27 protein-coding genes are annotated in these 25987 nt (G+C 53.0%); 17 read left to right on the top strand and 10 right to left on the bottom strand.

Translation table 11 applies throughout. The features are described from left to right. Positions 1-48: 48 nt before the first annotated feature. The 4 genes from FMM01_RS16365 to pcp all read left to right on the top strand — a co-directional run bounded on the left by FMM01_RS16365 (position 49) and on the right by pcp (position 2579). Positions 49-222 carry a hypothetical protein gene (locus FMM01_RS16365; RefSeq protein ID WP_162921604.1) on the top strand — a complete coding sequence of 58 codons (174 nt, stop codon included), beginning with the start codon at positions 49-51 and terminating at the stop codon, positions 220-222. An 81-nt stretch (positions 223-303) separates the two neighbouring features. Then, positions 304-975: a DUF969 domain-containing protein gene (locus FMM01_RS14710; RefSeq protein WP_027829369.1), complete on the top strand. Its 672-nt coding sequence runs from the start codon at positions 304-306 to the stop codon at positions 973-975. Then, positions 975-1907: a DUF979 domain-containing protein gene (locus FMM01_RS14705; protein ID WP_150393017.1), complete on the top strand. Its 933-nt coding sequence runs from the start codon at positions 975-977 to the stop codon at positions 1905-1907. The genes FMM01_RS14710 and FMM01_RS14705 overlap by 1 nt, the downstream gene beginning before the upstream one ends. Positions 1908-1931: 24 nt before the next feature. Beyond that, on the top strand, positions 1932-2579 hold the full coding sequence (pcp, locus tag FMM01_RS14700; RefSeq protein ID WP_027829367.1) for a pyroglutamyl-peptidase I: 648 nt from the start codon (positions 1932-1934) through the stop codon (positions 2577-2579). A gap of 286 nt (positions 2580-2865) precedes the next feature. Here pcp and FMM01_RS14695 read toward each other — a convergent pair whose 3' ends face one another. The 3 genes from FMM01_RS14695 to FMM01_RS14685 form a co-directional block, all read right to left on the bottom strand. Beyond that, positions 2866-3438, bottom strand: a complete 573-nt coding sequence (locus FMM01_RS14695) for a hypothetical protein (RefSeq protein WP_150393016.1) — start codon at positions 3436-3438, stop codon at positions 2866-2868. 115 nt (positions 3439-3553) lie between these two features. Next, positions 3554-4234: an EcsC family protein gene (locus tag FMM01_RS14690; protein WP_150393015.1), complete on the bottom strand. Its 681-nt coding sequence runs from the start codon at positions 4232-4234 to the stop codon at positions 3554-3556. Positions 4235-4334: 100 nt separating this feature from the next. After that, positions 4335-4865, bottom strand: coding sequence for a CDP-alcohol phosphatidyltransferase family protein (locus FMM01_RS14685; protein WP_063516421.1), 531 nt, complete (start codon positions 4863-4865; stop codon positions 4335-4337). A 142-nt stretch (positions 4866-5007) separates the two neighbouring features. On the opposite strand from FMM01_RS14685, the gene FMM01_RS14680 reads away from it, so the two are divergent. Together FMM01_RS14680 and pepF are read left to right on the top strand one after the other, a co-directional pair. Further along, complete coding sequence (locus tag FMM01_RS14680; protein WP_150393014.1) at positions 5008-5649, top strand: SDR family oxidoreductase; 642 nt, start codon at positions 5008-5010, stop codon at positions 5647-5649. Positions 5650-5715: 66 nt separating this feature from the next. After that, positions 5716-7524 carry an oligoendopeptidase F gene (gene pepF, locus FMM01_RS14675; RefSeq protein ID WP_150393013.1) on the top strand — a complete coding sequence of 603 codons (1809 nt, stop codon included), beginning with the start codon at positions 5716-5718 and terminating at the stop codon, positions 7522-7524. Between the two features lie 305 nt (positions 7525-7829). On the opposite strand, the gene FMM01_RS14670 is transcribed toward pepF, so the two are convergent. Together FMM01_RS14670 and mazE are read right to left on the bottom strand one after the other, a co-directional pair. Then, positions 7830-8597, bottom strand: coding sequence for a class I SAM-dependent methyltransferase (locus FMM01_RS14670; protein WP_146995555.1), 768 nt, complete (start codon positions 8595-8597; stop codon positions 7830-7832). Between the two features lie 376 nt (positions 8598-8973). Continuing rightward, positions 8974-9207 carry a type II toxin-antitoxin system PemI/MazE family antitoxin gene (gene mazE / locus FMM01_RS14665; protein ID WP_150393320.1) on the bottom strand — a complete coding sequence of 78 codons (234 nt, stop codon included), beginning with the start codon at positions 9205-9207 and terminating at the stop codon, positions 8974-8976. A 164-nt stretch (positions 9208-9371) separates the two neighbouring features. On the opposite strand from mazE, the gene FMM01_RS14660 reads away from it, so the two are divergent. The 4 genes from FMM01_RS14660 to FMM01_RS14645 all read left to right on the top strand — a co-directional run bounded on the left by FMM01_RS14660 (position 9372) and on the right by FMM01_RS14645 (position 13566). Then, the gene (locus tag FMM01_RS14660) at positions 9372-10253 is read left to right on the top strand and encodes a DegV family protein (protein ID WP_223849972.1); all 882 of its coding nucleotides are present in this window, start codon (positions 9372-9374) and stop codon (positions 10251-10253) included. Positions 10254-10547: 294 nt separating this feature from the next. Then, positions 10548-11831 (top strand): RNA-guided endonuclease InsQ/TnpB family protein, encoded by a 1284-nt coding sequence (locus tag FMM01_RS14655; protein ID WP_150393011.1) that lies wholly within the window; start codon positions 10548-10550, stop codon positions 11829-11831. 183 nt (positions 11832-12014) lie between these two features. Continuing rightward, entirely contained in the window at positions 12015-12737 is a 723-nt protein-coding gene (locus FMM01_RS14650) for a hypothetical protein (protein WP_150393010.1), read from the top strand. Positions 12738-12969: 232 nt separating this feature from the next. Continuing rightward, on the top strand, positions 12970-13566 hold the full coding sequence (locus FMM01_RS14645) for a GNAT family N-acetyltransferase (protein ID WP_190973391.1): 597 nt from the start codon (positions 12970-12972) through the stop codon (positions 13564-13566). Between the two features lie 2 nt (positions 13567-13568). On the opposite strand, the gene FMM01_RS14640 is transcribed toward FMM01_RS14645, so the two are convergent. Beyond that, positions 13569-14042, bottom strand: a complete 474-nt coding sequence (locus FMM01_RS14640; RefSeq protein WP_063516503.1) for a glutathione peroxidase — start codon at positions 14040-14042, stop codon at positions 13569-13571. Between the two features lie 126 nt (positions 14043-14168). Here FMM01_RS14640 and FMM01_RS14635 point away from each other — a divergent pair, with 126 nt between their 5' ends. The 3 genes from FMM01_RS14635 (at position 14169) to FMM01_RS14625 (ending at position 18103) form a co-directional block, all read left to right on the top strand. Next, on the top strand, positions 14169-15251 hold the full coding sequence (locus FMM01_RS14635; RefSeq protein ID WP_027829564.1) for a M24 family metallopeptidase: 1083 nt from the start codon (positions 14169-14171) through the stop codon (positions 15249-15251). 214 nt (positions 15252-15465) lie between these two features. Next, positions 15466-16917, top strand: coding sequence for an APC family permease (locus tag FMM01_RS14630; protein WP_223849971.1), 1452 nt, complete (start codon positions 15466-15468; stop codon positions 16915-16917). Between the two features lie 58 nt (positions 16918-16975). Next, positions 16976-18103 (top strand): ArgE/DapE family deacylase, encoded by a 1128-nt coding sequence (locus tag FMM01_RS14625; RefSeq protein WP_150393008.1) that lies wholly within the window; start codon positions 16976-16978, stop codon positions 18101-18103. A 75-nt stretch (positions 18104-18178) separates the two neighbouring features. On the opposite strand, the gene FMM01_RS14620 is transcribed toward FMM01_RS14625, so the two are convergent. The 4 genes from FMM01_RS14620 to FMM01_RS14605 form a co-directional block, all read right to left on the bottom strand. Further along, a complete protein-coding gene (locus FMM01_RS14620) occupies positions 18179-18433 on the bottom strand; it encodes a hypothetical protein (protein WP_150393007.1) in 255 nt (84 codons plus the stop codon). Positions 18434-18671: 238 nt separating this feature from the next. After that, the gene (locus FMM01_RS14615) at positions 18672-19688 is read right to left on the bottom strand and encodes a S41 family peptidase (RefSeq protein ID WP_150393006.1); all 1017 of its coding nucleotides are present in this window, start codon (positions 19686-19688) and stop codon (positions 18672-18674) included. Between the two features lie 21 nt (positions 19689-19709). After that, entirely contained in the window at positions 19710-20375 is a 666-nt protein-coding gene (locus FMM01_RS14610; protein ID WP_150393005.1) for a DUF4767 domain-containing protein, read from the bottom strand. A gap of 54 nt (positions 20376-20429) precedes the next feature. Continuing rightward, positions 20430-21068, bottom strand: coding sequence for a cell surface protein (locus tag FMM01_RS14605; RefSeq protein WP_150393004.1), 639 nt, complete (start codon positions 21066-21068; stop codon positions 20430-20432). A 275-nt stretch (positions 21069-21343) separates the two neighbouring features. Here FMM01_RS14605 and FMM01_RS14600 point away from each other — a divergent pair, with 275 nt between their 5' ends. The 4 genes from FMM01_RS14600 (at position 21344) to FMM01_RS14585 (ending at position 25951) form a co-directional block, all read left to right on the top strand. Next, positions 21344-22078, top strand: coding sequence for an ABC transporter ATP-binding protein (locus FMM01_RS14600; RefSeq protein WP_150393003.1), 735 nt, complete (start codon positions 21344-21346; stop codon positions 22076-22078). Next, entirely contained in the window at positions 22071-23705 is a 1635-nt protein-coding gene (locus tag FMM01_RS14595) for an ABC transporter ATP-binding protein (protein ID WP_150393002.1), read from the top strand. The genes FMM01_RS14600 and FMM01_RS14595 overlap by 8 nt, the downstream gene beginning before the upstream one ends. A 77-nt stretch (positions 23706-23782) precedes the next feature. Further along, entirely contained in the window at positions 23783-24550 is a 768-nt protein-coding gene (locus FMM01_RS14590) for an acetoin reductase (protein ID WP_150393001.1), read from the top strand. 132 nt (positions 24551-24682) lie between these two features. Then, the gene (locus tag FMM01_RS14585; RefSeq protein WP_150393000.1) at positions 24683-25951 is read left to right on the top strand and encodes a CPBP family intramembrane glutamic endopeptidase; all 1269 of its coding nucleotides are present in this window, start codon (positions 24683-24685) and stop codon (positions 25949-25951) included. Positions 25952-25987: the final 36 nt, after the last annotated feature.

The following is a 25987-nucleotide window of genomic DNA, read 5'->3' as shown; positions in this document are numbered from 1 at the left end:
TTTTTCTTGACCGCGTGCTATCTTATAATATAAAAGGAAGTGAATATTATGCCCATGTCTTCTCGCTTCATGGCCTGGCTGATGCTGGCGCTGAACATCATCTTGATCGGTCTGGTGGCCACCATGCACAATATGGCCGCGATGTGGCTGATGGCGATCATCATGACGCTGGATTCCATTGTCAGTCTGGCCGCTTTGTACCACCGACCGCAGAACCGCTAAGCCGGTTCTGCCTATTGCACTACCCTGCTGATTACCGATAAAATGGAGAGTTAATTCATTATCATAATTGGAGGGTATCGCATGGAATATCTCAAACTGCTCGGGATCGTCATCATCGTCCTGGGCTTTGCTTTTAAATGGGACACCGTGGCGGTGGTAGTGATTGCCGCTCTGGCCACGGGTCTCCTGGCCGGCATGGACATTCCCACTTTACTGACCACTTTAGGCCAGAGTTTCGTCCAGAACCGGGTCGTCTCGCTATTCTTTCTGACCTTGCCAATGATTGGCCTGGTCGAAAGCCACGGTTTGAAGGAAGTCGCCGTCAACGGGATTCAAAAAATGAAATCATTGACCGCCAGCCGTATTCTGAATCTGTATTTAATCGTGCGGGAATTGGGCGGTGTCTTTGGTATCTCGTTGTCCGGTCAGGTGCAATTCGTCCGCCCGCTGATCACGCCGATGGTCACCGCGGCGGCCGAGGTGAAACGGCCGCTGACGGAGAAGGACCTGGATGAGATCAAGGGCCGTTCCGCTGCCGTGGATAACTTCGGTAATTTCTTTGCCCAGAACTTGTTCGTCGCTTCCGGCGGTGTCTTGCTCATCGTCAGCACGATGACGTCGCTCAAGCACCCCGTCACCGGCACGCAAATCGTGCTGTATACCATCCCGGTGGCGGTGGTTACCTTGGTGACCGTCGCGCTGTACAATATTTGGTTTGACCGCCGCTTCAACGACACCAAGGAGGGTAACTGATGGCCCAATTCGGCAACATTCTGCTCACGGTAATGTACTGTCTCATCGGCTTTCTCCTGGCTATCGCCGGCATTGAGTCCATCAAAGCCAAGGACAACCCAGCGCATATCGGCACCGGCCTCTTCTGGCTGCTGCTGGCGGTCATCTTTGCCTTCGGCACGGTCATCCCCTATGCCGTGACCGGCGGGATCATCGTCGTCATCGGGATCTTAGCATTATTCAAGCAGATTCAGGTGGGTAAAATTGCCCCAGTGGACCCGAAATACGCGGCCACGGCGGCCAAACGCATCGGCGGCTGGGTCTTTTTTCCCAGCGTCGTGCTGGCCATCGTCTCCATCGCCATTGCTCAGGTCAAAAGTCTCGGACCGCAGGCAGGCCAGGTCGGCATCGGCATCGGCGCGGCGGTGTCCTTGATCGTCGCCATTCTGCTGACCCATGCCCCGGCGAAGCTGATCTACCAGGATAGCCAGCGCATGGTCCGCTCAGTGGGCTCGGCCGGCATCTTGCCGCAACTGCTGGCGACGCTGGGCGCTGTTTTCACTGCCGCCGGCGTAGGCACACTGACCGCGAAGCTGATCGCCAATGTCTTTCCCGCCGGGAATCATTTGCTGGGTGTTATCCTGTACTGTGTCGCCATGGCCGTGTTCACCATCATCATGGGCAACGCCTTTGCAGCATTTGCCGTGATCACGGCCGCCATCGGCATTCCCTTCGTGGTCGCCCAAGGCGCCAATCCCGCGGTGGTCGCCGCGATCGGCATGACTGCCGGTTACTGCGGCACGCTGCTGACGCCCATGGCCGCGAACTTCAATTCGCTGCCGGTGGCATTACTAGAAATGCATGATAAGATGGGAGTCATCAAGCAGCAGGCCCCCATCGCGGTGTTCTTACTGCTGGTGCAAATTGTCTTGATGTACGTATTAGCCTTCTAGAATAAGCAAAGGAGTCGATTTTTTATGAAAATTCTTGTGACCGGATTCGATCCATTCGGCGACGACAAAATCAATCCCGCTATTGAAGCCGTGAAGCGGCTGCCGGACGAAATCGCCGGAGCGGAAATCATTAAGTTGGAAATCCCCACGAAGTTCAACGTATCCGCCCAGGTGGTCCACGACGCCATTGCCGCTGAACACCCGGACTATGTGCTGAGCATCGGTCAAGCCGGCGGGCGCTTCGCCCTGACCCCAGAACGGGTCGCCATCAACCTGGATGACGGCCGGATCGCCGATAACGCTGGCTACCAGCCGCTGAACCACACGATCCACGCCGACGGCCAGACGGCGTATTTCGCCCAATTGCCGATCAAGGCCATGGCGAAAGCCATTCGCGAGGCCGGAATTCCCAGTGCTGTTTCCAACACTGCCGGCACGTATGTCTGCAACCACATCATGTACCAGGTGCAGTATATGCGGGATAAGGAGTTCCCAGAAATTAAGGCGGGATTCATGCATATTCCGTTTTTGCCGGACCAAGTCGTGAACCGGCCGGATACACCGAGCTTGTCCTTGGCGGATGATGTGAAGGGGATTACGGCGGCCATTGGGGCGATCGTGGCCCGGGATGGCAAGGGTGATATTGAGACGATTGAAGGGGCGATTGCCTAGGAATGCTGGCCCGTGCCAATGCTACGCAACCTCCGGCGGAATTGGGCTGGCGATGCGTAGCTAGCCATGACGGCGTTTTGAGCCCGCAAAAACCGCGGTCTCAAAATTGCCTAACCACATCGGCGGCAAAGCCGCCGTGTTGTTCCCATGGCTGAGCCCATTCCGCCTCCGGTTGCTCCGCATTGGCACTCAGCTCGTTGAATCTCTATCTCTCCCATATGATTACAAAGACGCCGCACAGGTCCTGAATTCAGGATCTGCGCGGCGCCTCTTTGGTTACCAAATATTAATCACTGATTATCTTGATTTTCCCCACCGCAATCGGCAGCGTCGTGTTGGCGGTGTGGCCGGCGACGGCGCCTTGGACAGTGTCGGGGAGTTTGAAATCATCGGGTACACCGTGAACGTAAATAACCCGTTTGTCCAACTGCAAGTCACGATCGTGGAAGACCTTCTCGAAACTATTGCGCAAGACCCCCAGCGGAATGATCTTTTGATAAATGAAATCACCCTGGGCATCGGCTACTGGATATGTATCCTCAGGCACCCGCATGTGTTCCGGGCTGGCATTGAAAGGTACCATCGTGGTCCCGGACACAGACTCAGTCTCAACGAGGTCCACATAGCCGTCACCGTTGGCATCCTGGGCTGCGGTAGCCGGCGCGGCGTCCCGGCCATCGGGAAAACCGTGGAAGTGCAGCCAGTGCTGACTATTTGCCGGCGTGCCGGTCATGTTGATCGTGACCACCATTTCGTCTCCCTGCACCTCAAACCGGGCCCGACCCTTCGCTGCCGTGCCGATCTTGTCCGCATTCAACGGGGTGATTTCTGCCTCATACACCGTCTTCTTTTCAGCCATTACAAATTGATCCCCTTTCGTCTTAACGAATTAACGCTTAAGCTTACAATAGACCATTATCTGAGAGAAATGCAAACAAAATCAACAACTGGGGAAAGAATGTTCGCTCAGTGGCTTATTGCAACCAGGTCTGGGCGTCAAAGTGGGAGAAATCAACCGGACCGGTCCTGGTGGTATGCGCCAAATAGCCAGCAGAGAACGTCTGTTTTGCCACCACCGCCAGGGTGGCCGTGGCGGCGATATCTACGCCGGCCCCGACGCCCGCGCCAAGGAGCGGTACCAGTTTAGAAAAATGCACCAGTCCGTGCTCGCCGGCCACGGCGAAGAGCTTGCGACCGACCAACTGGTTGATCCGTTGCAAGGTAGCGGCTGAGACCCGTTCACCCAAGCGGCCGGTCCAAGCGATCCCCGCTTTCTTCAAATAATCTTCCGCCGCGTTACCGGTCAACGTGATCAAGGTCATGGTCTTGACCCGATCATCATTCAAGTCGTACCCGCGCAGCGCGGCAATCACCGTGACCATGCGCAAGTGCATGTAGAGGGTGTTGGCCACCTCAGCGGGGATCGCCACCGGCAGGGTCGCGAGGCCGCCCAGCCCGGTGAGAAAGCTGACGGTCCCCACTCGGCGGCGGGCGTAGCGCAGAAATTCCTGAATGGCCGCCTCCGGATCACCGCCAGCGCGCGCCAAATACGTTGCGGCCAGTTGGGGCACTGGTTCGCCCTTACCCGCACCTTTGACCGCCCGGTGATAGCTCCAATCCAATACGCGTTGCGCTGCTGTACTCGTTAATGCCATACGCCGCGGACCTTCTTTCTGGTTTTCTTCTATTATCGAAGAAAAATCAGCCGGGAGCCACGGTCATCAGGCGGAGCCGGCGTCGGGCGGAAGAAGGAAATTAACGCGCCGCATCCCGCCGATAGCGGATGTATTGAGGCACGTACAGGGTGACGGACACCACCGCAGTGACCGCGGAGGCGATAAACAGGGTCGTCACCAGCGGGCTGGGCAGTTGCGGGAAGAGCAGGACCAGCACAGCGGTGACGTAAAACAAGGCCGTGGCCACTTTGCCCCACATGGCCGCGCCCGGCAGTTTGACCCCCAGGTACATGAGCAGCCCAGCGCCCGCCAGCATGACCGCTTCTTTGCCCAGCAGGATCCAGAAGATCCAACGATATTGAGGTAAATGGATAAAGAATACGATGATCACGCTGATTTGGGTCAGCTTATCGGCCAGCGGGTCCAGGACCTTGCCCACTTGGGAGATCCAGTTGTTCCGCCGAGCAAGATAACCGTCCAGCAGATCGGTCAAACTGATGATGGTGATCAAGATCCCCGCCGGCAGGAATTGACCCTGTAAAGCAAAGTAAAGAAATACCGGCAGGAGAATCAGGCGCAAACTCGATAGAATATTCGGTATATGGCGCATCACAGCCGCCCCCTTTCTTTTCCATTATGGCAGATGAGACCGGTAACAGAACAGCTTTTTGGGCAGCAAATGACGATTGCCCACAATTCCTTGACGCGTGCGTGGTTATAATGGGGGTGGAGTAAGAAAGGAAGCTTTCTGAATGGCTAATGTGTTGATTTTAGGAGCCCATGGGCATATTGCCCAGCTGGCAGAAAAGCAGTTATTGAAGGAAACGACGCATCATTTGACGTTGTTTCTGCGCAACGCCAAACGACTGACAATTACCCAGCCGGACCGGGAGACTGTGATCGACGGAGATGCCGCTAATACCGCTGACCTGGCGAAAGCCTTGAAAGGCATCGACATTGTATATGCCAATTTAGCCGGCAGCAACATCGAGGCCCAAGCCAAAGCCGTGGTGGCGGCAATGGATCAGGCTGGCGTTAAGCGCCTAATTTGGATCTCCACCCTGGGTATCTACGATGAAGTGCCCGGCGCGTTCGGCCAATGGAACCACCAGATGCTGGACGGTGGTTATCTGGAAACTTATGCCGCCGCGGCCAAAGTGATCGAAAACTCAAATCTGGCCTATACCATCATTCGGCCGGCCTGGTTGTCGAATAAAGACGTGGTCAGCTACGAAACCACAGAGAAAGGCGAACCATTCAAGGGCACCGAAGTCTCCCGGAAGAGTATTGCCGACCTCGTGGTGAAACTGATCAACGATCCCAGTCAAGCGGTCGGCCACTCTCTGGGTGTGAACCAGCCCCATACAGATGGACCGAAACCGTCTTTCTATTAATTTCTCACTAAAACCCCGCGATTCTTGTGCTAAGATGAGACTATCCACAGGAATCGAGGGGTTTTTATGTCAGCCAATCAATTACGTCAGCGGCAAGATGTGCCAGAGGAACAAACCTGGCGGCTAGAGGATATTTTCCCCACCACGGCCGCATTCAACGCCGCGTGCAATGACCTGATCAGTCGAGGCCAAGCCATCGGCCAGCAGCAGGCGGTCCTCTTAAGCGATGGGGCGACGCTGTATACCGTGCTGACGGCCTACTTCCAGGTGGAAGCCCTGGCCGATCGGATCTTTAGTTACGGCGAGCATCTGTACAACAGCGACATGACCGCCGCGGCGGGTCAGGCGGCTTATGCCCAAGCCCAGCAGACCATCACGGCCTTCAACACCGCGACGGCTTTCGTGACCGCGACCCTGCCCCAGATCACACCCGCCCAATTAACGGCCTTCTACGCCGCCAAACCGCAACTCGAAGACTACGCCTTCATCTTTGCCCAGGCGGAAAAACGTGCACCGCATATTCTCACTGCGGCGGAAGAAACCCTGCTGTCCGCGTTGGGCCAGTCCTTCAGGGCGCCGGAAACGATCTACAACAAGCTGAACGACGCCGATATCGATTTCGGTACCATGAAAGATCCCCACGGCAACACGATTCCGCTGAGTAAAGAAAAAATCTACCAGCTGTATCAGTCCCCGGACCGGGCAATCCGCAAGACCGCGGCGGAAAAGTTCTCAGCCGCGTATGCAAAATCGCAGTATGCCTTCGCCGAAGCTTTGCAGCAGCATGTCCACACGCAAAATACACTCGCCCATGTGCGCCACTACCCGTCGGCCCGAGCGATGGACCTGACCGAAGAGTTCATCCCGGAGTCGGTGTTCACCAATCTGGTGGACACGGTCCACGAATTTCTGCCCAGCGCCCATAAATACTTCGCCCTGCGCAAACAAGTCCTGGCTTTGGACCCGCTCTACACCTACGACTTGTCTGTGCCGCTGGTGGGCGAAGCGCCGCTGAAGCCCACCTTTGCCCAAGCCCAAGAGTGGGCGCTGGCCGCATTAGCCCCGCTGGGGGAAGACTACCTGAATCACCTGCGGGAAGAATTCAACAACCGCTGGATCGACCGGGCCGAGAACGCCGGAAAATTATCCGGCGGCTACGAAGAAGATGTCTTCGGTGTCCATCCCTACGTCCTGCTCAATTGGAGCAACACCTACCGCGCCGCCAGCACCCTGGCCCACGAATCCGGCCATGCCATGCAAAGTGTCTACGCTGATGCCAGCCAGCCCTATTGGTATTCCCAATATTCAATGTTCATTGCCGAAATTGCGTCGACTTGCAACGAGTCGCTGCTCAACCACTACATGCGCACCCAATATCAGGACAACGCTAAAGTAAAGGCCTACCTGCTGACCGAATCCGTCGAAGATCTGCTGAACACCATTTTCAACCAGACAAAATACGCCGAGTTTGAGCACTTCATGTACACCACCGACGCCGCCGGCGAGTCCTTGACCCCGGAGACGCTGACGGATAAAACAGCTGCCTTGGATGCCCAATACGACGGCCCGGACGTGGCCCCGAATCCTTGGCCCAATGTCAGCTGGGCGCGGATCCCCCACTACTACATGAATTACTATCTGTATCAATACGCCACGTCTAAGGCTGTAGCCAACACATTGGCCCAGCGCATGCTCACCGATCCGGCCACCGCTGTGCCGCAATACAAGGCCTTTCTGTCTGCCGGGGCCAGTGATTATCCCATCGAAATCGTGAAGAAAGCCGGCATTGACATGACTAAGCCCGACTACATCCGGGAAACGCTGCAAGTCTTTGACCAGCAGGTTGATGAATTAGCCGATTTATTGACGAAATAGGGGCAAAAATGCCGCCGGAAATGGGCCGTTAAGCCCGCTCTGGCGGCATCTTCGTATTCCACGCATAAAGTGTTACCATTTACGCCCATTTATCGTCACAAATTGTTCACACTTAGCCCGTAGTATATAAAATGTCAACAGGAACGAAACATCCTCCCCAGAAGTGAACTTCCTGACATACACTGACAATCAACTTTTTTCTTCATGATTTTTCTTCTCCCCATTTACACCACCACGGCCTCCCCCCGTAGGTGGTGTTTTTTTGTCAGAGGGCGAAACCGACCGTTTAAGCGGAGGCCGCCCCCCTACCGCGACGGCTTCCGGGCCATCACCAAAAACCGATCCTCCTTCGTCACAATCCGCCGATGGGTCTCAATCAGCCCTTGCAGCACAAACAGCTGGTCCTTGGCCTGAGCGACGGAGAATCCCGGGAATTCCCACGGGATAATGCTGGCGTAGTACACCACCGCGCCCACATCGAAGAACGTCATCGTCGGGTGAGCAGTGTCGGCTTGGATGATTTCCATGCCGGCATGATCAAAGTCAGCAACAGTGTGGAGCATCGTATTATCCGGAAAAGCCGGCGTGTAATCCGGTACCAGGAACCGGGACAGGGCAAAGTTATTGGTCGCCCCGACCTGCTCCGTGATAAAGAGGCCGCCCGGTTTGAGCTTGCTGAAGATGAGATCCGCGTCGAAGGCGGCGTGACTGTTCAAAATAATATCCTGGGACGCATCCGGCACCGGGAGTTGCGCCGGTTCATCCTTAGGTACTGCATAAACTGCGACTCCGCGTTGCGCCAAGGTGCCTTCCAGCAGTTTCACGTTGGGTTCCCAAGCTTCCGTGACGCTGGTCAGCGCCGGATCATGGTGGAAACTCCGCAGTAATTCACCGCCGCCAGTACCCATGTCCAATAAGTGGTCATTACGCCGCAAATGGTCCCGCACAATTTTCTTGTAGTGCCACGGCAGCGGGTCGTTATACCAGCGGCCAGCCAGCCGGGAAAAATCCCAACCGGAGATCCCGGCCTTTTCTTCCTTCTGCCATTGGGTCAATAGTGCGTCTTTATCCATTGAAAACGCCCCTTTCGTCTAGTTCCAGTATACGTCACCACATTCCGTCATGAATGTTTTACTTGGGGAACAAAATTCGGTCATCATTTGGTCACACCTGTTCCGTAGTATATAAATTGTCAACAGGAACAACCGCCCTCCCCGGTAACCTGTGACAGCCAACAACCGACAACAAACCAGACTAACCAACTTTTTCTTCATGATGATTTTCTCTACAACAACCTCGCAACCGCTGTCCTCCTCCCCAGGCAGCGGTTTTCTTGTATATCAAAGCAGGCCTCTCTTCGCCAAAGGGGCCCATGTTTTTTAGTACTTGTGGCGGTTTGTGCTGCTTCCAACAAGGCACGACGGCTCGCCTGACCAAGACGCTGGATATTCAGTCATCAAGTTCTCCCCCACGTGGTGTTAAATTCCGGGAAATATCGTCGTCATCATCGATAAACTCTCCAGGTTTAGCGTTCGCAAAGAAGTCCTTAATCTTCGGAATCAACACAAAAGAGCCATTTGCTTCGTGAGAAATATAGAACTCTTGTCCCTCCTGGACACCATACTTGTTGGGAAGCGTGACAACTAGTGCGTTCCCTTGTTTTCTTGCCCTTACCGTTTCCATTGCTGTCACCTATCCTTCTTGATGGACTAATCATACTATAAGCCTTCTACGGATGAGCTATTGAATCCTCCAAAGCCCCATCCGCCTGTTAATCCCTATGCTTTTCGCCGAGCCACTGGTAGACTAAGAGTAATAGGTAACAATCAAGGGGGAGCATCGCTATTATGTCATTTATTCTAAGCTGTGAATCCACCGCGGACCTGAGTCAGGAGCACTTCGACGCCCGCGGCATCCATTATGTCCCATTCCACTTTGCCATCAACGGCAAACAATATCTGGACGATCTGGGCCAATCGATCCCATTCGATCAGTTTTATGCCGAAATGGCCAACGGGGCGAAAACTGAGACGTCCCAGGTCAACGTGGATGAATTTATCCAATACTTCACCCCGTTTTTGGAAGCCGGTCAGGATATTCTCCACGTGTCGTTATCCAGCGGCTTATCCGGGGTTTCTAATTCCGCCATGGTGGCTAAAAAACAGCTGGATGCCAAATATCCCGACCGCAAGATCGAGATCGTTGATTCCCTGGCGGCATCGTCCGGTTACGGCCTGCTGATGGACAAGCTCGCCGACCTGCGGGATGCCGGCCAAACCATTGATGATGTCCAGGGTTGGGCTGAGGCTAACAAGTTGCGTGTTCACCACTGGTTCATTTCCACCGATCTCAGCTACTATGTCCGGCTGGGCCGGTTGTCCAAGGTCTCCGGCTGGTTCGGCACCCAGTTCCACATCGTACCGCTGCTGGATATGGACGCCACAGGCCATCTGACGCCGCGGAAGAAATTGCGGGGGAAGAAAATGGCCGAGAAGGCGCTGGTGGACCAAATGGCGGACCATGCTGAAAAGGGCTTGGCTTACGATGGTAAATGCTATATTTCTCAGTCCGCCTTTTACGATGACGCCAAAAACGTCGCCGACATGATTGAGGACCGCTTCAAGCAGCTGAACGGGCCGGTAGAAATCAACCACATTGGTACGACGATCGGGTCGCATACCGGCCCGGGGACCATTGCCTTGTTCTTCTGGGGTGACAAACGGGAATAGGTCTGAGGTGACTGAAAGGATTATTAACAGTTGCCAAATATGGTATTGTTCTAGTCTATTCGATGTCAAACGACGTCGCTGTGAGTAGGGTGGTCAATCAATAGTCTTCAGTATTTGATACTTTTCTGTTAGCCCACAACAGCGAACACTGTCTTACGGGGGAAATCTCTGCGTTTCCGCGGATGATTAAAGCGTTGTCGATTGGTGGTTGCTCTGATAAAATGGATTTATCAGGAACATACGTTTCCCACTGCTATTGACGACACAGAACAGCTGATTAGGAGGACAGAGCCCATGACCCGCAGTTATAAGACTAAACTCCACGTGGCCAATGATGCCCAGAATGATTTTTTGGTCCTATGCATGGCTGTTAAACGTAAACTGTACAATCTTTATCGCAGCGTGCAGTTTGGCTTGCTGGAAACGCGCAAGCGGCTTTATCCAGACTACGACGCTTTCAAAGAACTGCCTAAAGAAACACGGAACCAGTTTTATATCTCTGCGGCGGAGTTTGAGAAGGTGTTCAACCACGTTATCCGGGTCAGCGGTTCCTATCCGGCCTGGTGGGATCAAGCCCCGCAGAAGACTCGGAAGCAGGCTTTTCGCGATGCTGAACGGGCTTTCCAGAACTATTTCAAAGGCTTAGCAGAAGAGCCGCGCTTCAAGGGCTATCACGCCCGCCAAGTGGCTTACTTCAGCGGTTCAATCCGCGTTCAGCGCGACCGCATTAGATTACCGCTGATTGGTTGGCTGCGGCTTTCTGAATTTGGTTATTTGCCCACTGATGATCGGCTTCAGAAAACTGGATATCACATCACTGGTTGCTGGGTCAGCCGCTGGGCGAATGATTATTGGGTGGTGGTGGCTACCGATGAGCCGGCACCAACACGGCCGGTCTCTTACGCGGATACCAAGTTAGGCCTGGGCATTGATCTAGGTATCAAAGATATGGCTATTTTGAATACCGGCAAAAAGTTCATCAACATCTCTAAAACGTCCTATTACTACCACGTGGAAAAGATGAAGAAACGCTGGCAAGCCCGGTTAGCCCGGCGCAAAATTGCGGCCGAAAAGAGTTTTGCCAAGAATCACCCGCATCAAAAGGCTGACTATCTGACCAGTCGAGGTATCGAGGAAGCTCGGTTCTATCTGGCCCGCTGGTCAGCCAAACTGGCAAAGATCAACAAAGAAACGGTGCGGCAGGCCATTGCTCAAATTGTTAAGCTCAAACCGCCGCACATCACCGTGGAAAAACTCAACATCAAGGGGATGAAGGCCAATCCCAAGCTGGCGCCCAGTATCCAAAAACTGGGACTGTCTTACTTCAAGACCTGGCTCACGTGGCAGTGTCAAAAGCATGGCATTGAATTGCGCGAAGTCAGCACCTGGTATCCCAGCACAAAGTTATGCAGCACCTGCGGCACTTACAATCGAGCTCAATTCCACGGTACGATGGCGGATCTGGCCGTCCGCCAATTTATTTGTCCGCACTGCGGATTATCCATCGATCGCGACGTGAATGCCGCGATCAACTTGCAACAAGCAACAGACTATACGGTCCTTACGGCAACTGAATAAGATTGAGGTGCGAGCCTCCATACCCGACGTTCACGGGAACTTCAAGGCCGGGAATCAGTGTTAGACTCGACTGCCAGGCTACCCTAGTTGGCTGAGAGCATCTCGGACAGACCATCGTCTGGAGAACCGGCAATTATCTTATTTAGTACCATTTGGCACCTAAAAAGGAACGGGAGGAACGATTTGAAGAGGATTTTGGCGCCGGTACTGCTGGCAATCACGGGATTCGGTGCGCTTGGTGCATTGAGCGGGTGCGAACCGCAAAAAAGCCAGCCCAGCGCGGCTCAGGTCAGCAAGCAAAAGGCGGATGCTGTCAGTAAGCGGAAAGTCCAGGCCGTGCAGGCGAAAATCAAGGACGGTACCTATCAGTTTGCAGAATTGCCCAAAGAGAATTTGTATACCCCCTATCGGTTCACCACCGCCCTGGGTGAATTCACCACCGGGGAAAGTTATCTCGCTGGCGGGGGCAAGAGTGAAACAGACCCCAACGCTTGGACTGGTTTCAAAATCGATTATACGTACAAGAACACTACCAACCAGCCCCAAGACGCGGTCAAAGCGTTCTCCCGTGTCTTCCGGGTGCAAACAATGCAGATCTGGCAGCCAACTAAATTGAAGGCAATCAAAACAATTTCCACATTCAGCGGTTATCACGGAATGGATGGCCCGCGTACAGAGCAAGATGCCCGGCGTATCGCCAATCGCGGCAAACTAGTCCAGCCGGGCGAATCAATTGATGTGATCAATACGTACGGAGTTTCAGCAAAAGTCTACGCCAACAACGCTCCCAAAAAGAAAATCAAAAAACGGGCACCATTGAATTACACGATTGACGTGCTCGCTGATCCGGACAGTAAAGTCGTGCTCAAACGATATGACGCCGAAATCGTTTGGCGCTTCGACTAGCCACAAAAAGCAGGAACCGTCTCGCCAATATGCGGGGAATTCCTGTTTTTTTCATATAGATCCGTCAACGTGACCTGCTCGTTCTATACACCTTCACTTTGAAACACAATCATATCAGCCCTCCAAAATGCAGCGCTAAAGTGCAACGGTAATCATACTTTGAATTAGGACTACGAAAACACCCGCTACCGTGCAATACTGGTAGATAATTCTTGTTCAGGAGCTGATGTCCATGCACCATGCTGGTACCCAACCAATTCGAACGAAACGCTTGATTCTGCGCCGCTTCACTCCGGCCGACGCCGCTGCGGCGTATCACAACTGGCAAACCGATCCGCAAGTGACCAAGTATCTCACCTGGCCGCCCTATACTGACTTCGCCCAAGCCCAAGAACGCATCGCCTGGGTCGCCGATCAGTATGCCCAGCCGAATTTCTACTACTGGGCCATTCAGTTCGCCGACCAGTCGGCCGCCGTGATCGGCAATATTGCTGTCGTTCGGGCGGACGAAAACATCCGCTCGCTGGCCATTGGCTACGTGTCCGGCCAAGCCTGGTGGGGGCACGGCTATATGCCGGAAACGCTGCGGGCCGTGATCGACTTTCTCTTCACCAATACCGATGTCCAGCGGATCGAAGCCACCCACGACGTGCGCAATCCGAATTCTGGCAAAGTCATGGCCAAGGCCGGGATGCGGAAAGAGGGCGTGCTCCGCCAACGAGGACGCAATAATACCGGTGTTTGCGACGAAGCCATGTATGCGATTTTGCGTAGTGATTGGACCAAAAAAGCCGCCCCATCACACGGATTGAGCGGCTCAGCCAGCTAGGCCTATTTAACTTCTAACGCCACGGCAACATCCGCCGCAAATTTCTCCGGCTTCGTCGTCGGCGCGTAACGATGCAGCAGCTGCCCATCCCGACCGATCAGGAATTTCGTATAATTCCACTTGATCCGACCATGACCGGAAGCGTCCTTCAAATACGTGAACAACGGATCTTCATCGTCCCCGTTGACCGCCACCCGCTTGGTCATCGGAAAGGTGACGCCGTAATGCATCTGGCAATACTCGCTGGCCGCTTCGTCTGTGTCGAGTTCTTGATGGAACTGATTCGAGGGCAGCCCCAATACCGTGAACCCTTGGTCATGGAATTGCTTGTACAGCTTTTCTAACCCCGTCAACTGCGGTGCTAAACCGCATTTACTGGCGGTATTCACGATGAGCAGGACCTGCCCCTTATAGTTCGCTAACGGTAAAGACTGGCCGTTCATTTCGGTTTCTTTAAAATCATAGACACTGGTCATCCGCGATCACTCCTTCGTGGCTTCACTATACCACCGGGAAATTCGGTTGTACACCAACGATTCGTGACACCATGCGCTGTCTGCGCTACGATGGCAGTGATCCAATATAATTAAGGAGAGATGTGTATGGCCCGAGTAGAACGATTCATTCAGAAATTGAACGAGAAACACATTGCGCAGTTCGTGATGCTCAACCCTAAGAATATTACGTACGTGACCGGTTTTACCGGCGACGAATCCTTGCTGCTGGCAACCCCGAATAAGCTGACGCTGGTCACTGATGGCCGTTTTGTCGAACAGGCGAAGCGGGAAATGCCGGAAAACGTGACGATCTATCGCTGGCAAAAGGGCTTGCTGGCCGACACCATCAAGCTGATCAACGAAAGCGGCCTTGATTCCGTCGTTTTCGAAGCCGACCAGCTGACCTACGAGCAGGGCCGCAAGTTTGTCGAGGCCATTTCTCCCGACGTCATTCCCATGAGCGGCGTGGTGGAGGAAATGCGCTGGACCAAGGACCCGGAGGAACTGGCTGATATTCGTAAGGCCGTTCAGGTCGTGGATGCCACCTTCCTGTATATTCTGGGCGAGATCCACCCCGGCATGACCGAAATGGCCGTGGCCGCGAAGATGGAATACTTCATGAAGACCCATGGCGGCGAAGGCACCTCCTTTGATACCATCGTCGCTTCCGGCATCCGTTCCACCTTTGCCCACGGCGAGGCCAGCCATAAGGTAATCGAAGCTGGCGATATTTTGACCATGGACTTCGGCGCCCTGGTCAACGGCTACGCTTCTGACATGACCCGGACCATCGCTATCGGCACCGTTGATCCGAAGCTGGAGAAGGCCTATTATCAAGTGCTGGAAGCGGAGCAGGCCGGTATTGACGCCGTGACCGCCGGCATGACCAGCCGGGAACTGGACAGCATCATCCGCGGTGTCTTCAAGAAGTACGGCGTGGAACAGTACTTCATCCACGGCGCCGGCCATAACGTGGGCCTGGATATTCACGAAGGGCCCTACATCACGTCCCGGCCGGGCGAGGGCGACATCAAGTTCCAAGCTAATATGCTGGAGACGATCGAACCCGGTCTGTACTTCCCTGGTCTGGGCGGCATCCGCATCGAGGATGACGTGCTGATCACCGACGGGCAGAGCGAAGTTCTGTCTACGGCGCCGCGGCGTGATTTGATCAAGATTCCGGTTTAATGTTTGGATTTTAATCAACATTCTGGTGATTTTTTGCCAGAATGTTTTTTTGAAACCGATTTTCGTTCTGGGCGGGCCGCTGGCGGACAAGTATAATAGTTTTAATTTGAGTCTTGGGAGAAAAATGGCCATGCCCCATTGGGATAACGATCCTCCGCAGTGCGTGTCGTAATCATCAGTATTTGAGATTGCCCACCCTGAGGAGGAAAATAGTTTGGATAAAGATCTGGCACCGCATTATATTAAATGGCCCACGCTGGCTCTACTGACTTTCGTCACTGTCATTGGCTTCGAAGATTTAGTCTACCCGTTTCAGAATCAAGGCCTCGCCGTCGTCTTTTCTTGGATCTTCATGGTGGTGGCCTACGTGCTGCCCTATGAATTGATTTCAGCCCAAATGGGATCGACTTTCAGCGAAGCCGGCGGCGGGCTGGCGACGTGGTCCCGCCACGCCATTGGCGACGCCGCTGGATATTGGACCGGCTGGATGTTTTGGGCCTCCCTGCTGCCCTATCTGGTCGACGTGGCCAACTCGGTCATCGTCTCCTTGTCCTGGCTGATATTAGGCAACAACACGCTGGACAAATACATGACAGATAAAATGTTTGGTATCTTCACCTTTGCCGTCATTCTGATCTTCCTGCTCACCCAAAACCTGGTCCAGCACTCCATGGAATTCATGAGCATGCTGGGCGGCGCGGCGATGTTTATCATGACGATCCTGTTTGTCTTGATGACTGGTGCCGGCGTGGCCGCGGGCGGGTTCCATATCGCCACCCAACCCTTTGATTGGTCGGCCTTCATTCCGAAATTCGACACGCACTATTTCGCCACCACCGGTCTGCTGATCTTCGCCGTTTCCGGGGCAGAGCTGGGGGCGGCATATATTACGAAAATGCGCGACCCGAAACACGAGTTCCCAAAATCCATGATTATGCTGGCCTGTATGAGCGGCTTTCTCACCGTCTTCGGATCCCTGGCCATGGGCGTGTTCTTCAACGCCCACCACTTACCGAATGACTTGAAAATGAACGGTGCGTTCTATGCCTTTGAACGGCTCAGCGCCGCGTGGGGCCTGGGCAAGTTCTTATTGTACGTCTACTCCGCTGTTTCTTTGACGTATATGCTGGCCCAACTTGCCGTGTTGATCGACGCTTCCAGCCGGGTGCTGGCCGTCGACACCTCCGCCCGCTTCATGCCCAAGTGGCTGCTGCGGAAGAACAAGTTCGGCCGGCCGATCCATTCCTACGTCCTGACCGCCGGTATTTGTCTCTTCCTGCTGCTCCTGTCCGGCACCCTCCCCAGCATTAATTCGATTTTCAACTGGCTGCTGAACCTGAACGGGATCGTCACACCCTACAAGAGCTGCTGGGTCTTCGCCGGTTTCATTGCCCTGCGCCTGCATGAAGAAAAGTTCAATTCCCCCTTCGTGTTCATCAAACACCGCTGGTTAGCAATTCTGATCGGCGCTTGGGGCTTCAGCTTTGCCTTCGTCTGCGCCAGTTTAGGTGTCCTGCCCCAAGAAGGCGCCGTCTTCTCCGGCATTTGGTTCCATCAGCTGTTCTTAAATATTATTTCCGTAGGTGTGCTCTTTGGTCTGGGCGGCGTGATGCCGTTATTGGCGAAGATTGGCCAGCATGAAGAGGCAACCACGCCAGTGGAGTAGCTGCTTGTCTCCAGCGACAGAAATGACTAAGCTGAAGCCAAAAGGATGTGTTGTGTTGATGAATGACGACGTCGCATTTTTAATCAAACTGGTTCAAACTGATTCAGCCAATGACCACGAAGAAGCAATTGCCCACTTGCTTCAAGAAAAGCTGGCCAGTGCGGGTATTACGAGCAAGCTGATTCCGTACGCGCCCGGCCGGAGTAATCTGGTCGCCGAAATTGGCAGCGGTGATGACATTTTAGTTTTTGAAGGGCATCAAGATACCGTCAGCCTCGGTAATCCCAAAGAATGGACCTATCCCGCTCTGGGCGCGGAAATCCATGCCGGTGAGCTGTACGGCCGCGGGTCCGCGGATATGAAGAGCGGTTTAGCCGCCATGGTGCTGGCCCTGATTCGGCTGAAAAAGACCGGCTTCACTGGGCACGTACGACTGCTGGCAACGGTCGGCGAAGAATACGGGGCCATGGGTGCCGACCAATTGCTGGCAGCCGGCTACGCCGACGATATCAGCGGGTTGATCGTCGGCGAACCGACCTCATTGAAAGTCTTATTCGGCCACGCCGGCTCTCTGAACTATAAAATCATCAGTCACGGCAAATCAGCCCACAGTTCTGAACCGCAGCGGGGCGTGAATGCCGTGGAGAAACTGGTCGATTTTATTGTCGCCGAACGGCACGCCTTCGATGATGTGCCGGTAGATCCGGTGATTGGCCCGCTGGCCCACAGTGTCACTGTTTTGCAGGCGGGCGATCAGGTGAATACGATCCCTGATTTGGCAGTCGCCGCGGGCAACATTCGGCCAACACCGAGTTTCCGGAATGATGCGGTGATTCAGCGGTTACAGGATATTGTAACGAAACTGAATGCCCGGGGCGATGGCACCTTAGAGTTCAGTCTGACCCATAGTTTCTTGCCGGTTATTTCTAAAAAGGATGGCCGGTTAGTGACCGCGGCGAACAAGGCGATCACAACGGTGCTTGGGCGCCCAGCAGAGCTGGCCATTATCCATGCGGCCACGGATGCATCGGTTTATACGAAATCGAAGCATGCTTTTGAAACGATTATTTATGGGCCCGGTAGTATGAGTATTGCGCATCAAATCGACGAGCACGTGAATGTTCAGGATTACCAGCAAGCAATTGGTACTTACGAACAGATTGCCCGGGATTACTTCGCAAATTGACAAAAAGGCTGATGCGAAAATTACGCACCAGCCTTTTTGTTACACGATCAACTGCAAAATTGATGATTAACAGTCCTATTTCCAATACTGCTTATTTTTTCCAGTCAAAAATCGGTAGGCAACATAACTATTAAACAATAGTACAAAAACGCCGCCAAGGACGACTTCTGTCATAACAAACTCTTCAATCGCACGTTCCGATGACGTGCCCATCAGCATTGGACCAAAGCTATAATAGGCCGCCCAGATAGCGATCAGAGCCAGCACGGCGAGATTGATCAGAATCAATTCGCCAATACCGATAACAATCTTTTTGATCAGTTGGACCACCCTCTGGCGATATGGAGCACGCCGTGTTTTGTTTTCGCTTACAAGACTATCAAGCCTGCACAGTAGGCGTCAATAACTTTCAATGATAGCGCCCTAACAATCTTGTAAGAGCGGTAATCAACAGCAGGTAAAAGTGTCTGCCAACGCCATCTGTATCAAAAACATTGGTTATATGGGGCGTAGTCGGGGTTGCGTCCAACACCATATCAAAATGCAGGAAAAACTGATCCTGCTATTCTTAGGAATCAAACCACTTTCGAATTTGACTCAATAATGATTTCGAGATTTGCGAATGATGGGCATTTGCTCCCCCCGTATTAATCGGTTGGGTAAACAGCACGTCCGGCATAACCGGCGTGTTACTAAAGTTGTGGGTCTGCCGAGCATTAACAACGTTGATACAGCGAACTGTATGATCGGTTCGTGTTACCATCCACGGAATGATTTGCCAACTATTGTCACAAATCGGCGAATGGTAAGTAACATTGCTATTTTCCGTCGTATAGCCCGCTGAAGGTAGTCCAAAAATCCTCGCAAGAGGATTTTTTTTGACTGCCATAATTGTGAATTCGGCGGCGCTTGCTGAGTTATTGTCCATGATGATAGCAACCTTTTTGTTCAAGCTCTTCTTCACTTTCTCAAGCACCCTTTTTACTACGGTGCTTCGATAACTGACTGCGCCGCCTTGCAAGCCGTCCTTAACCAAAGAAACTTGCTGCTCTTTGCCCGTGTTGGCCACACTGGTCCACAGCTGCCCATTGGGAATGAGTGCGTAAAGGCCAAAAATCATGGCGGTTGGTATGCCGCCTTGATTGCCGGAAAAATTCAAGACCAGGTCGCCTCGGGTGTGCGCAATCAACTGATTTAGCCTGACTATATAGCGTAGGTACACACTCTGCCTCATGGTGTAAAAAGTGGGGATATCAACGACTGTCAGTCGGCCAGCACGGTACGCCACGGGTAACTGTTCGTGGCGTATTGCTGCATCCCTTTTTGCGGCACTCGAATGCTTATTACCCACCTGCATAACGGCATTCAGATCCGCGATGGTCGTAATAGTCTGTCCAGCATCCGTTTTATCCACGACTTCCTGCCACGCCGTTTTGTCTTCGATAATGCCATGTTGAGACATATAAGCGACAGTCTCAACCGCATCGTCCTGAATAGATGTGATGGCCGCATTGGCTGACGGAAAAATGCTGAATAGAAGGACAAGAGCGGCAAAGCACAGTGTTATTTTCACTTGGTTTTTCATTGTCCCACCACATTGTGCAAATTAATGGGTTGTTTTGATAATGGTTGAAAATCCGTTTTGCAAAGCACTGTTCTGCGTGACACTAAAATGCAGCAAGCCATCCTCGGCCCCTTGATTCTGCATGGTGATCAACACCTTGGGCGCGCCGTTGGGATCAATAGTGAATAAATATAAATGCACGCCAGCATATCGCGCAGTGGCTGCATCAGAATACATGGCGACGATTTTATACTGGGCCGTTCCTGTCCCGTCGTTTGACCACGCTGCCGAAACGTGCTGGTCATTCACGGCCACCTTATTCGTTGCGATTTGTTCCTTGTACACTCCGCCGCCATAATAATTTACGTCATGCGTAGGACTATAAGCTTCATATTTCTGGCCCATCGACTGGCCCCACTGCACCATAAAATCGGCCAACTGGTTGGCCTTGGTGGTATTCCACAGCGCGACCGCCGCACTTGACGATGAACTTGCACTCGCGCTGGATGACGTTGACGAACTGCGTGTCGACTCATCACTCTCCGCGTCACTGCTGCTTTGCTGATCACGACTGCTTGAGGATTCCTTAGTCGTCTCCGAGTAAGAAATCTTGTGGGCGTCAGCATCCTCTGTTTTCTTTTGACATCCGCTCACCAGCAATCCGACCATGATTAATCCCAACAGCAGCCAGCCTGGCCTTTTACTCACGTTAATTCCTCCTCGCTTTCTGAATTCAGTATACCAGGCCGCCTTGTCTACTGACTATTTTGGGGCGTCGTCGCTGGCTTTTTGCTTAGCCTCTAACTCTTTGGCGGAAAGCGTGCCAACTGCCGCTTGATAGGTTTTGACCACACTGCTGTCCGCAATCGCATCAACCGGCTTGTCCCTTATAGGTACAGTTGAATTTTTCCCGCTCACCAACAGTGTGCCGTCCGCCTGGGCATATGCGTTGAACACGTATGCTTGGTCCGCCTTCAACAACGAATCCCCAGCCAGCACGTCATACGCCGAGTGATCTTCACGAATACCGCCTTGTTTGGTCACCTTAATCGACCGCTCGGTAACCAACTTGTTCTTCAAGTTAGCCAGCACTTGGACGGTGTAATGCGTATAGGCTTCGCCCATTTTTTTGGTCGTCCCGTCGGCTTGTTCGAGCGGAATGGGGTTCTGATAGCTGGTGCCAGTCTCCCGTTTGACGATTCCCACAAAAGAATAGTCCGCACTGGCGACTAAAGCCTTCGGATCATCGACATTGATCCCATAACTGGCCTTGACCTGATACGTCGGGATGCTTTCTTGCCTCGCCGTGCCTGCCTTCTTTTGGCCGGAACAAGCCCCTAACAATACGATGCAACCAAGCAGAAGAAAACGATATATGATGCGGTTCTGTCTTGCTGCCACTGCGCTTCCCTCCAAACTGAATACGTCACTGGTCTGTAGAAAATGTGCACTAACAAACTAAGTATGTCATATGCCCATTAAAAGGCAAGTGATATGGCTAATTGGCCTATCTCAGTCTATAAACGAACATTTTTGTAAGATTGAGCCGGTGAGCACGCTGGATTCGGCACCGCACGGCAATTATCCAATGATTCAGGGTCACAAATAATCGCCCACTATTTTATCGGTCCGGATACCCTATGTTAAAATATGCTCAACAAGAGGGGGAATCCGCCATGAAGCAACTGCAAATCCATAGTCTTAATAAATCTTTCGACAAACAAGTGATTTTCAATGATGCCAATTATGATTTCGTTCAAGGAAAGGTCTATGGCCTGCTTGGCAGAAATGGTTCCGGGAAATCCACGTTATTCAACATGATTGCCCGCAATATTCCGGCCGACAGCGGCGAAATTCTCGTGGATGCCGATGACGGCCAAGGGCCGCAGGTCAATTATCCCGATATTGATGTCAGCATGGTCTACACTCAGCCCCACTTACCGGCGTTCATGACCGGCGCAGAATTCGTCAAGTTCTTCATCGAGATCAACAGCCGCCGACTCACTGCGGTGCACACCTCGCAGAATGCCCAGGACTTCCTAGACTTGGCAGGCTTGTCTGAAGCGGACAGCAATAAGCTGTTACGCGACTATTCAGAAGGGATGCGGAACAAGTTGCAGATGGTAGTCTCCCTGATGCTGAAGCCGCCGGTACTGTTGCTGGACGAGCCGCTCACCACCGTGGACGTGGTCGCCGCCCACGAGATGCAGCAGATGATTGTGAATATGAAGGCCGATTCTGTTGTCGTCTTTTCCACCCACATCATGCAATTAGCCCAGGACATCTGTGACGCCGTAGTGCTGCTCCATAACCATCAACTTGAAGAACTCACCGGTTTAGACATCCACTCCCAAGCCTTTGAGGACGCGGTGATCAGCCGGTTGACCGACGAGGTGACCACAAATGAATAGGTTTATGCAACTCAATTGGTTCTTTTACCGGGTAAAAACCACCACGGCAGCCAACGGGTTACTGTATTTTTTGCGTCGCCTGCCGCTCGTCGGCAAATTGATTCCCCCGGCAATCTACGGATTGCTTGGCGTGAAGAAATTCGTCGCTGTGATTGCCGCTATTGGCCGGGCTTTGATGCGGCTGGTCTTCGGCTTTCTGCTTTTTGCCTTAGGCTTTTTAGCCAGCAACATTTACGCCACCAATTATCTCCATCAACCGCCCTTTGGCACACTCCACACTAGCGCCATGACGGCTGCCATTGCTTGGTTGCTGGCCTTGGCTGCACTGCATGGTCTGCTTCCAACTCGGCTTTCCGTGGAACCAGGGGATTTGAAGACCGCCGACGAGTTTGGCTTAAGTCGGCAGGAAACTATTCAAGCGACAACGATCAGTTCATTTTTCGCCAGCCTGTTAGGCCAGGGGGCGGTCCCCTTAGCACTATTTGCGGTCATGACTCAGAATCCGTGGCTGTTCCTCAACGGTCTCGGCTTTTTCACCTTGACCATGATCTATCAACAGTTTGCCCCCCGCTGGGGCTGGCAGCACAAGCTGCGGTCTTGGTTTGGCAGTGCTGTCTACTGGCTGATCCTGGTAATTGCGCCGCTGGTACTCGTTTTCCTGCGGCAGTACCAATCGCTCATTGCCATTGTCTTTTCACCCATTGCGGCCGTCGTAGTCTGGCTGCTGATCGGCCTGGGTACCTACTACTGGTTCACTTTCAAAGATGAACCGGCTTTGCTGACTAAGACAATCATGGACCAACAACTTGCTGGTTCTGCGGCTGAAATCTCCAAAACCAAAAATAGTGAATACTTCAGTACCGGGAAAGAAATGCAAAAAGACATGACCTTGGATACACCAAAGGGCCCGCAACCGACGCATCTCACCGGCAGCAATTACCTCAATGCCTTGCTGTTCACCCGTTACCGCAAGCAATTGCGGCACAAGCTCACCATTCGGGCCGGGGTGATTGCAGCGGTGGGCCTAGCCGCTTTAGTCGCTTTCAAATTTTATGGTAACGGCCGCTTACCAATCAAAGACCTGACGCAGGTTTATGGCTTTTTATTCTTTGTCATGTACTTGGCTTCTTTTGGTCGACCAATTGTTCAAATGTTATTTGTTAACTGTGACGCGGCCATGCTGTATTATCCATTTTACCGACAGCGCCGCACCATCTTGGCTGGTTTCTTTTACCGCTTCTGGCGTACCTTTGTCCTCAATAGCGGCGTGGGCGGCTTAATTTTCATCCTATTTCTCGGTCTTTATTGGGCAGCACCGACCACTCCGCCTTCAACATTCTATCTGGTCCTTGCACTTGAACTGCTTGGCTTAGTGTTATTTTTCTCCTTCCACGAACTGTTTATGTATTACCTTCTTCAGCCCTTCACAGCTGACATGAACGTCATTTCGCCGCTGTATAAGTTTGTCTATGGGGCTATGTACTGGGTTTCTTGGGAAGTATCCCGATCCAACCTCACCGGTTATGGCTACGCCGTTGTTATTGGGGCAGTTGCACTATTATACGTCGCCATAGGAACGATTGTGATCTACTTCAAAGCCCCGCAAACTTTCCGCGTCCGAAACTAATTCTTGCGAGTGTTATCGCTTTCAGAAACGACCCGCTCGTGGTATGATATCGCTATCACAAGATGGAGGGATCATACATGACCAAAACAGCAATTGTTACCGGTGCCGGCCAAGGCATCGGCCGTGGTATCGCCTTACAGCTCGCCCAAGACGGCTTCAATATTGTCGTCGCCGATTTGAATGAAAAGACAGCGGCCACCACTGCCGCGGAGATCAAGAATCTCGGTGTCGACAGCCTGCCCCTCGTGGCTGACGTATCGGACGAAGCCGCGTTTAATCAGCTCGTCGCCGAGGCCCACGAGCATTTCCCAACGATTGACGTACTGGTGAACAACGCCGGGATCGCGCAAGTCGCGACCATTGAAGAAACCAGCGCCGCTGACTTCGACAAAATCTTCAAGATCAACGTCAACAGCATTTTCTATGGTATTAAGGCCGTTGCGCCGATCATGCGCGCCCAAGGCAGCGGCAAGATCATCAACGCGGGCTCCATCGCCAGCCACCAAGGGATCGAACTGCTTGGACCATACTCCGCGACGAAGTTCGCAATCCGCGGATTGACCCAAGCCGCAGCGCAGGAATTGGCGAAGGACCACATTACCGTCAACGCCTACGCGCCGGGGATCGTCCTCACCCCGATGTGGGATCTCATCGACAAGCGGATGAGCGAGATCCACAATGTGCCCATCGGCGCCTCCCGGGATAAATTTATCGCCGGGATCGCGCTGGGCCGCGGCGAGACGCCGCAGGACGTGGCCGGTTTGGTTTCCTTCCTGGCCAGTGAGAAATCTGACTACATTACCGGACAAACGATTATTGTTGACGGCGGGATCAATTACTCTTAATTCAGGATTCTGAGTGACCGGACAGGGTGTGCAGCGATGGCTGCATACCCTGTTTTTCTTTAATCATCTGTCAATCTATGCCATAATTGAGCAAGCATTTATATCGTGGCTTTTATAGAAAGGACTTTTGCAATGAATCCTCGACCCATTTATTCGAACAGCCGTCCTGTCAGTGTTACTGCCTTCTGGCGCTGGTGGTTCGTTGTCCAAGGCAGTCTGCTTACTGCTTGGTCTCTGGCCACGATCGATTCCCACGTCAAAGCCAGCTATATCGTCTTAGGGGTGATTGCGGTGATTATTGAGGGCCCCTTGCTTCTTCTGAGCACGCTCCGGGTCCCCCGCAACATCCTAGTCCGTTTTCTCTTTGCACTTAACGTTCTATTGCAGATAACGGCCTATCCGCTCATCGTTGCCTTAGGCGTGAATAATTTACTGCTGCACGCTGGAATTACCCGTCCCTTAATAGCGTCGCTTGTGATGATTGTGATCACTGTGCTCGTTATCGTGATTCATATCCCATACGCCATGGCCTTATTTGCCCCGCTCAATAACGGTTGGGCGCAGAGCATCGCGATGATTTATGGGTTTGCCTGGATCGTCGGCGGATCGCAATTCATGATGGGCAAGGTAAATAAAAATGTTTACTCGCATATCTGGCGGGACCTGCTGAACACGGGGGTATACGGCGCCATCCTCTTTGTTGTCGTGGGGGCCATCGCAATGTATCAGTGGGGCTACCGCGGTCCTAGTTGGCGTTTCAACCCGCTGGCTCAGCCTTGGATTCTGGCTCTGCTAGCCGCATCTTGCCTGCTTTTTCTTGGTTGGAACACCTTCACGAATCCTAATTCATTCCGCAGTTTGTATACTTGGGAATTCCACCTCAAATCAGTCACGTTTTACTGGTTTGCCCAAGGGTTAGAGCCAGGTATCGCTGAAGAGTGGTTGTGGCGATATATTATCTTGGCCCTTCTGCTTACCGGTCTCCGCAAATCGCGCTGGCAAATTCCAGGTTCCGTCTTTCTCACCGGCCTGCTCTTCGGCCTTTGGCATGCCACGAACGCCCTTGGCGGCGCTCAGGGTGTGTTAGCCACAGCGGTGCAAATGCAATTTGCCATGATCAGCGGTTGGTTCATGGCAGCCCTCTACCTCTATTCAGGCAGCTTCAGCGTCCCGATGATCTTCCACGCATTGATCGATATCCTGGCCATGATGGCCACTGGCTCGATTGTTTCCACTGCCCCAACGCGCAATGAATACATTTGGAGCACCGTCACGGAATTGGTTTTCGTCGCCATATCAATCTGGCTCCTCACCGGCAAGCGCCGTACGGCCATGCAATGGACCGTGGACAATATCGTGCCCGGCAATCCCCTGCATTTTGCCACACCGTTTGTTGGATAAGATATCGCGAGAAATCATCGGGAGTCCCGCCGCCCA

The organism is Schleiferilactobacillus harbinensis (genome assembly GCF_008694105.1).
In the GTDB taxonomy this organism is placed as follows: domain Bacteria; phylum Bacillota; class Bacilli; order Lactobacillales; family Lactobacillaceae; genus Schleiferilactobacillus; species Schleiferilactobacillus harbinensis.
The sequence above is the reverse complement of the archived record's forward strand: the minus strand, read 5'-3'. Positions and strand labels throughout refer to the sequence as shown.